Source organism: Comamonas aquatica NBRC 14918, assembly GCF_000739875.1.
GTDB lineage: Bacteria > Pseudomonadota > Gammaproteobacteria > Burkholderiales > Burkholderiaceae_C > Comamonas > Comamonas aquatica.
This window is the reverse complement of the sequence record NZ_BBJR01000037.1, coordinates 87,464-95,094: the sequence shown is the minus strand read 5'-3', so window position 1 is coordinate 95,094 and position 7,631 is coordinate 87,464. Positions and strand designations below refer to the sequence as shown.

General features: G+C 60.1%; 8 protein-coding genes. 4 read left to right on the top strand and 4 right to left on the bottom strand.

The genetic code is table 11. The annotated features are described in order from the left end of the window. The first annotated feature begins 75 nt into the window (after window positions 1-75). From tnpA to tnpC, 3 genes are all read left to right on the top strand, one after another. Window positions 76-453, top strand: coding sequence for an IS66-like element accessory protein TnpA (gene tnpA, locus CA2_RS07280; protein ID WP_071536238.1), 378 nt, complete (start codon window positions 76-78; stop codon window positions 451-453). Beyond that, window positions 450-782 carry an IS66 family insertion sequence element accessory protein TnpB gene (tnpB, locus tag CA2_RS07275; RefSeq protein ID WP_003121550.1) on the top strand — a complete coding sequence of 111 codons (333 nt, stop codon included), beginning with the start codon at window positions 450-452 and terminating at the stop codon, window positions 780-782. The genes tnpA and tnpB overlap by 4 nt, the downstream gene beginning before the upstream one ends. Before the next feature lie 76 nt (window positions 783-858). Next, window positions 859-2,409 carry an IS66 family transposase gene (gene tnpC, locus CA2_RS07270; protein ID WP_031757192.1) on the top strand — a complete coding sequence of 517 codons (1,551 nt, stop codon included), beginning with the start codon at window positions 859-861 and terminating at the stop codon, window positions 2,407-2,409. Window positions 2,410-2,431: 22 nt separating this feature from the next. On the opposite strand, the gene cadR is transcribed toward tnpC, so the two are convergent. Then, window positions 2,432-2,851: a Cd(II)/Pb(II)-responsive transcriptional regulator gene (gene cadR, locus CA2_RS07265; protein ID WP_010791743.1), complete on the bottom strand. Its 420-nt coding sequence runs from the start codon at window positions 2,849-2,851 to the stop codon at window positions 2,432-2,434. Window positions 2,852-2,906: 55 nt separating this feature from the next. Here cadR and CA2_RS07260 point away from each other — a divergent pair, with 55 nt between their 5' ends. Continuing rightward, the gene (locus tag CA2_RS07260; RefSeq protein ID WP_077446928.1) at window positions 2,907-4,007 is read left to right on the top strand and encodes a cation efflux transmembrane domain-containing protein; all 1,101 of its coding nucleotides are present in this window, start codon (window positions 2,907-2,909) and stop codon (window positions 4,005-4,007) included. 231 nt (window positions 4,008-4,238) lie between these two features. Here the strand turns inward: CA2_RS07260 and CA2_RS18240 are convergent, their stop codons facing one another. The 3 genes from CA2_RS18240 to CA2_RS07250 form a co-directional block, all read right to left on the bottom strand. Beyond that, on the bottom strand, window positions 4,239-4,382 hold the full coding sequence (locus CA2_RS18240) for a hypothetical protein (RefSeq protein ID WP_169741455.1): 144 nt from the start codon (window positions 4,380-4,382) through the stop codon (window positions 4,239-4,241). Window positions 4,383-4,544: 162 nt separating this feature from the next. Further along, window positions 4,545-5,603 carry a porin gene (locus tag CA2_RS07255; RefSeq protein ID WP_042414566.1) on the bottom strand — a complete coding sequence of 353 codons (1,059 nt, stop codon included), beginning with the start codon at window positions 5,601-5,603 and terminating at the stop codon, window positions 4,545-4,547. Between the two features lie 233 nt (window positions 5,604-5,836). Then, window positions 5,837-7,525 carry an MFS transporter gene (locus tag CA2_RS07250; protein ID WP_042414562.1) on the bottom strand — a complete coding sequence of 563 codons (1,689 nt, stop codon included), beginning with the start codon at window positions 7,523-7,525 and terminating at the stop codon, window positions 5,837-5,839. Window positions 7,526-7,631 lie beyond the last annotated feature (106 nt).

Genomic DNA, 7,631 nt, shown 5'->3' with positions numbered 1-7,631 from the left:
TAAGCGTCCGGCAATCCCATCTTGAGATAGACCCAGTGTCGAGGCATCGTGTGCACGATGAACATCACGCACACTATGGCGAACGACACGATCGCCCAGCGCCCCAAGCGGCACTACTACTCCCCGGAACTTAAAGGCCAGATCGTGGCCGAATGCCAGGTCTCCGGCGCGTCAGTGGCCGGCGTAGCGCTTGCACACGGAATCAACGCCAACATCGTTCATCGCTGGATGCGCGAGCAAGCAGACTCCCTGTTGCCAGCGCCCCGGAATGAGTTCGTTGCGCTGAATCTGCCTCCACCAGTTGAACAGCTCCCAGCAACCGAGACCAGCTCGCCGCCCGTGTCGCGTGCGATTCGCGTTGATGTTCGGCGCAGCGCCAGCGTAGTCACCGTGAACTGGCCCCTGGAAGATGCAGCGTCATGTGCAGCGTGGCTGCGCGACTGGCTCCGATGATCCGCATTGATGCGCTGTGGCTCTCCACCGAGCCGCTGGACATGCGAGCAGGCACCGAGACGGCGCTCGCCCGGGTAGTGGCTGTCTTTGGCGCAGCGCGCCCACACCACGCCTATCTGTTCGCCAATCGACGAGCCAACCGCATGAAGGTGCTGGTGCACGACGGCATCGGTGTCTGGCTGGCGGCCCGGCGCCTGAATAGCGGCAAGTTCGTCTGGCCGCGCGATGCCGCCACCACCGCCACACTCAGCCGAACGCAGTTCGATGCGCTCGTGCTGGGCCTGCCCTGGAAGAACGTCGGCGAGGCTGGAGTCATCACTGTACTTTGAGTGCTCCGGTCGTTGGCCAGGCAATCAGCGCTTGCACCGATGCGCGAATGTGATGTTAGCCGCATCATCTTCTCCCGTGATCACCGCAGACCACCTTGACACCCTGGAGCCGCAGCAGATGCGAGCGGCCCTGCTGTCGTTGATGGGTGAGCTGGCCGAGCGAGACGGCGTGATCGCACGCCAGGGCCAAGAGGCGGTCTTCAAGCAGGCGCAGATCGACAAGCTCACGCACGAGAACGCACTGCTCAAGCGCATGAAGTTCGCCGCACAGTCGGAGCGCTTCAGCGCCGAGCAGAAGAGCCTGCTCGATGAATCGCTGGATGAGGACCTGCAGGCGGTGGCCGATGAGATCGAGCAGGCCACGCCGCCAGTGGCAGGCCGCCAAGACAAGCAAGTCCCCAAACGCGCACCCCTGCCGGCCAACCTGTCGCGGCGCGAGATCCGCCACGAGCCCGAGTCCACCACCTGCGCCTGCGGTTGCCAGATGAAGCGCATCGGCGAGGACGTGGCCGAGAAGCTGGACTACGCGCCCGGCGTGTTCACGGTGGAGCGCCACATCCGGGGCAAGTGGGCCTGTGCCCAGTGCGAGACGATTCACCAGGTGCCTGTCGATCCTCACATCATCGACAAAGGCATCCCTACCACTGGGCTACTGGCGCAAGTGCTGGTGGCCAAGTACGCCGACCACCTGCCGCTGTACCGCCAGGAAGCGATCTTCGGCCGCGCCGGCCTAGCCATCCCCCGCTCCACGCTGGCGCAATGGGTGGGCTCGTGTGGCGTGCAGTTGCAGCCACTGGTTGACGCCATGAGGACAGAGCTGCTGCAGCGCCGCGTGCTGCATGCCGACGAGACGCCGGTGTCCATGCTCAAGCCGGGCAACGGCAAGGCGCACCGGGCGTACCTATGGGCCTATGCCACGGGCGCCTTCGAGAACATCAAGGCGGTCGTCTACGACTTCTGCGAATCGCGCTCGGGCGAACACGCCCGGCGCTTCCTGGGCGACTGGAGAGGCAGCCTCACCTGTGACGACTTCAGCGGCTACAAGGCCTTGATCGCAAGTGGTGTGACCGAGGTCGGCTGCCTGGCGCACGCGCGGCGCAAGTTCTTCGATTTGCACGCGGCGAACCAAAGCCAGATCGCCGAGGTCGCGCTGCAGCAGTTCGCGCGGGTCTACGAGATCGAGCGTGAGGTCAAGGAGATTGCGACCGATCAGCGCCAAACCATCCGGCAACAACAAACGAAGCCGCTGCTTGATGCCTTGCACCAGTGGATGGTGCTGCAACGCCAGAAGGTGCCGGAAGGCTCGGCAAGCGCCAAAGCGCTGGACTACAGCTTGCGGCGCTGGGAGGCTTTGACCCGGTTCGTCGATGACGGACAGCTGCCCGTGGACAACAACTGGATCGAGAACCAGATTCGGCCGATTGCCATTGGCCGCAACAACTGGCTCTTTGCGGGCAGCCTACGAGCTGGTCAGAGGGCAGCAGCCGTCATGACGCTCATCCAGTCAGCACGACTCAATGGGCATGATCCCTATGCGTATCTCAAGGACGTTTTGGCTCGCTTGCCGACGCAACGGGTTAGCCTGGTTCACGAGTTGCTACCGCATCGTTGGTTCGCACCGAGCTGAATGTCGTTATTTGAGGCTCCGCTCAGCGAACGGTTGGCCAGCTTGCCCCAGTGGCGCTGCGCAGCGATTCAAGTGCACCGCAATCGCCAACGCATACCCCTCCCGCACAGGTACTGCGGATGGCACGCAGTTGCTTGCGCAGCGCCTGCAACTCGGCGATTCGCTGCTCTACCAAGCGCATTTGATCGTCTAGCAAGGCATTGACCTCGTCGCAGGACATGGCGGGGTCGTCCTGCAACTGCAGCAGAGCCCGGATATCGTCGTGCGACATGTCCAGCGAGCGGCACCGAACGATGAAGGCCAACCTGTCGACATGCTGTTGGCCATATTGCCGATAGTTGTTGGCGGCCCGCAGGGGCGCCTGCAGAAGGCCCTCTGCTTCATAAAAGCGCACCGCGGGAACGGAGCACCCTGCCAATGACGATAGTTCACCGATTTTCATATTTGCCTACCTACCGCTTGACTCTACAGCTACTTGAGGGTTTCTAATACGGGACATGAGTACATGTCAAAGCAGTAGCTGCTCGAGCAGTTGCAATTCGCAGACGGTCGACGAGGCCCCAAGCGCCATTGCTTCCGTGGAGAGCACATTTTCAGTTCCGGGAATGGACTGCCCCTCCGAGGAGAACCTCATTCGCATGGCGCTGGGTGGTCTGACCGGGGTTGGGCCGATGACCTTCGATCTGGCCCATCGGCAGCTCCGGGTGGTGCACTCGGGCGAGCCCGCCAGGATCGCCCAGAAGCTGACGCCCCTGAACTTGGGTGCGGTTCTGCTGACAAGCGAGAGGCGCACCGAAGGCGGGCAGTGGAAGACGCGTTTCTCCGTGCCGAAGATGGATTGCCCGTCGGAGGAGAATCTCATTCGGATGGCGCTGGCCGATGCGTCGGCTGTTGCGGCACTGGACTTCGATCTGAAGGACCGTGTACTCACCGTGCAGCATGGGGGAAGTACGCAAGAGCTGCTGGGCCGTCTCATCCCTCTCAACCTCGGCGCGCAAGTGTTGGACAGCGTGCAAAGCGACGAGTCTACGGCCCCAGACGCAGAGGGGAATGCCTCTGAGGCTCGGACCTTAAAGCTGCTGCTCGCTATCAACGGTGCGATGTTTGTCTTTGAGTTGATCGTTGGCCTGATCGCCCAGTCCACAGGTCTCATAGCGGACTCGCTTGACATGTTCGCCGATGCGGCGGTCTACGGACTGGCGCTCTATGCGGTGGGCCGCGCCGCCGCCTTGAAGATGAAGGCAGCGCACATCGCTGGTTGGTTGCAAGTCGTGCTTGCGCTTGGCGCGCTTTTGGAGGTCGTTCGGCGGGCAGTTGTGGGAAGTGAGCCGGCGTCCATGCTCATGATGAGTATCGGGCTGGTCGCATTGATCGCCAACGTCACCTGCCTGGTGCTGATCGCCAAGAAGCGGGATCGGGGCGCCCACATGACGGCAAGCTACATTTTTTCTGCGAATGATGTGATCGCAAACGCGGGGGTGATAGTCGCTGGTGTTTTGGTCGCTTGGACGGGCTCCTCGTACCCTGACCTCGTGATTGGCGCAGTCATTGCGCTGATAGTGCTCAGCGGTGCCCGGCGCATCCTGAACCTCCGATAGCCAATCTAGCGGCATCCCACACCGATGCCTAGCCAAGGTGGGATGGCCGGCCGCTTACTGTGAACCGGCATTGGCAGCTTATGGATCACAAGTGCGCTCACTCCCAATTCTCAAAAAATAAGAGCGCACTGCGTGCGCTCTTATTGCGATTCAGGGCACCAAACACCTGAGAACCGAATCTGGGTGAGCGCCAGGCGCTCACAGATTGGAGCTTCGGACCTTCCGGCTCACTCACTTGGCTTCTGCAGGTGCCGGTGCGTGCACTGCATCAGCACCGTGTTTTTCTCCGCTCATGTCCACCTGATCGCCAAATTGCATGATCATGTACAACGAAATGGCGGCGAAGATGGCAAAAGCCACGGCAATTTTCCACATGAGAGTCTCCTTTGTTCTGAAGAAGGGGTATCCACTTTTCAAGCTTGGAGGCTGTCGCCAAGAAAAAAGCCCCAACTCCTGAGAACTGGGGCTTCAACCTTGGCGCAAACCCTGGAGGCATTACACCAGCCAGGGTTTGCAGAGAGCTTACGCTCTGGGTGATCAGAACAGGTGGCGCACGCCCACGGCGATGGAACGGAAGTTGTCACCAGCGTTGGTAACAGGGCCGTATCCGATATCGTCACCATTGCTGATCTTGGTGAAGTAACCGTACACCTTGGTGCGTTTGCTCAGGTTGTAGTTGTAGCCCAGCGTCCACTGGGTTGCCGATGTCTTGAGGTTGTCCAAATCACCCTTGTAGCCTTGAGCACGGCCCACGTTGGCGTGGAATTCCGATGCACCCAGGGTGTACATGGCTGCAAGACGGTAGGCGTGGCGCTTGGTATCGAACGCATCAGCACTTGCCTTGTAATACTGGTAGTAGGCGCCCAGTGTCAGGCTGTTGATGGTGTAGCTGGCACGCAGGCCCAGTTGCTGCTCCTTGAGAGAGTCACCAGCATCGTTTGTTTTGGCTTGTGTGTAGCCCAGCCCCAGCCCCAGGGGACCATTGTTGTAGTTCAGCGCTGCATCAAAAGCGCCCTTGTGTTGACCACCCACAGCATTAGCTGGATCAAAGCCAAAGCCTGTAAGCGTAGTTTCGCGGTTGGCCTTTTCACCAAAACCGTAGTTGAACTCGGCAGTCACACCACCGAAGTCAGGCGAGCGGTAAGAGATCTGGTTACCTTCTGGGAAGACATAGGCGTACAGGGCATCCGACGAGGAACCCGTGTCGTGGTTGTGCATGCTGATGTAGTCCGCAGTGGCCAGGTAGGAGCCCACGTTGAACTTGCCTAGGCGCACGGTACCGAAGTTGCCCGACAGGTTCACTTCGCTGTGGCGTGCGAAGTTCAAACCACCGCCACCTTCGCCAGAACCATTATCTGCGTTGAAACGACCTTCCAGTTGGAAGCCTGCCTTCAGGCCATTGCCCAAGTCTTCGGTACCGCGGAAGCCAATGAAAGAACTGTTGTCATTCATGACCGATTTGCTATCGGCACCGATTTTCTGGCTTTCCACGGTGGTGTTGATACGGCCATACACGTTCACGCTGCTTTGGGCGATGGCGGCGGAGGTGCCGCAAACGGCCAGCACGGCCAGCATCACGCGAGTTGTCTTCGTCATGTTATTTCCTTGGTGGGTTGAGGGTAGCCATCAACTTTGTGTGACTAGCACTTGCAAAGGGCTGGTCAAATTTTAGGGATTGCACCTGCCGTACAGGGCGTTTGGGTGAAGTTTTGATGACGAATGATGCATGACAACAACAGAAGAATATTGCTGTGCACCATGCGTGGTCGCGCTGAAAAGAAACGCCCCGCTTTGAGGCGGGGCGCACAACTGTGGGGAGTGACTTTTAATCAGTCATCGGCATAGATATCCACATCCTTGGTATCACGCAGGAACAGGGTACCGATCACGGCAGTGGCGCCTGCAATGATGATGGGGTACCACAGACCGTTGTACATGTTGCCGGTCTGGGCAACGATGGCGAAGGACATGGTGGGTAGCAGGCCGCCGAACCAACCGTTACCGATGTGGTAGGGCAGGCTCATCGAGGTGTAGCGGATGCGGGTGGGGAACATCTCCACCAGCATGGCTGCGATGGGGCCGTAGACCATGGTCACCAGGATCACCAGATAGAACAAGATGAGAATCATCATGGGCTTGTTCATCTTGGCGGGGTCGGCCTTGTCGGGGTAGCCGTCCTGCTTCAAGGTTTCTGCCAGGCTCTTGGTGAACGCAGCGCCCTTGGCCTTGGCATCGTCGGCACTCAGACCCACCGAGCTGTAGCTGGGGATGGTGTGCTCGCCGATTTTGATGACGGCAGGGGTGCCAGCCGGTGCCTGTTCGGTGTCATAGCTGACCGAGCGATTGGCCAGGGCTTGCTTGGCGATGTCGCAGGAGCTGGTGAACTTGGCCGTGCCTGTGGGGTTGAACTGGAACGAGCACTCGGCGGGGTCAGCCACGATCACCACCTTGGCGTTCGCTTGTGCGGCGGCCAGGTCCGGGTTGGCGGCGGAGGTCAGGGCCTTGAACACGGGGAAGTAGGTGAACACGGCCAGCGCGCAGCCCAGCATGATGATGGGCTTGCGACCAATCTTGTCCGACAGCGAACCGAAGACCACGAAGAAGGGCGTACCCAGCAGCAGCGCGGCGGCGATCATCAGGTTGGCGGTGACGGCATCGACCTTCAACTGCTGTGTCAGGAAGAACAGCGCGTAGAACTGGCCGGTGTACCAGACCACAGCCTGGCCGGCAGTCAGACCGACCAGTGCCAGCAGCACAATCTTCAGGTTCTTCCATTGGCCGAAGGACTCAGCCAGCGGTGCCTTGGAGGTTTTGCCTTCGGCCTTCATCTTCTGGAAGGCGGGGGATTCCGACAGCGTCATGCGGATCCACACCGAAATGGCCAGCAGCAGGATGGACACCAGGAAGGGAATGCGCCAGCCCCAGTCTTGGAACTTTTCTTCGCCCATCGCGGTACGGGTGCCCAGAATCACCAGCAGCGAAAGGAACAGGCCCAGCGTGGCGGTGGTTTGAATCCAGGAGGTGTAGGCGCCGCGCTTGCCGTGGGGCGCGTGTTCGGCCACATAGGTGGCCGCACCGCCGTATTCGCCGCCCAGTGCCAGGCCTTGCAGCATGCGCAGCACCATCAGGATGATGGGGGCTGCCACGCCGATGGTGGCGTAGTTGGGCAGGACACCCACGATGAAGGTGGAGATGCCCATGATCAGGATCGTCACCAGGAAGGTGTACTTGCGACCGATCATGTCACCCAGGCGGCCGAAGACCAGCGCACCGAATGGACGGACGATGAAGCCGGCTGCAAACGCCAGCAGCGCGAAGATGAAGGCGGAGCCTGCATCCAGTCCGCTGAAGAACTGCTTGGCAATGATGGCTGCCAGCGAACCGTAGAGGTAGAAGTCATACCACTCGAACACAGTGCCGAGGGATGACGCAAAGATCACTTTGCGTTCTTCTGGCGTCATGGGCCGAGCGGCGGCAGTGCCTTTCGGACCTACGCCGTTTGCAGCGTTGATGGCCATGGTGTTGTCTCCTGAATGTGATTGTTGCTTGCCGCCATGTGCGGACGATCACATTCTTGGAGGCCGTACTGACCCACTTCTGACGCGAATCCAACGCGAACTTGCG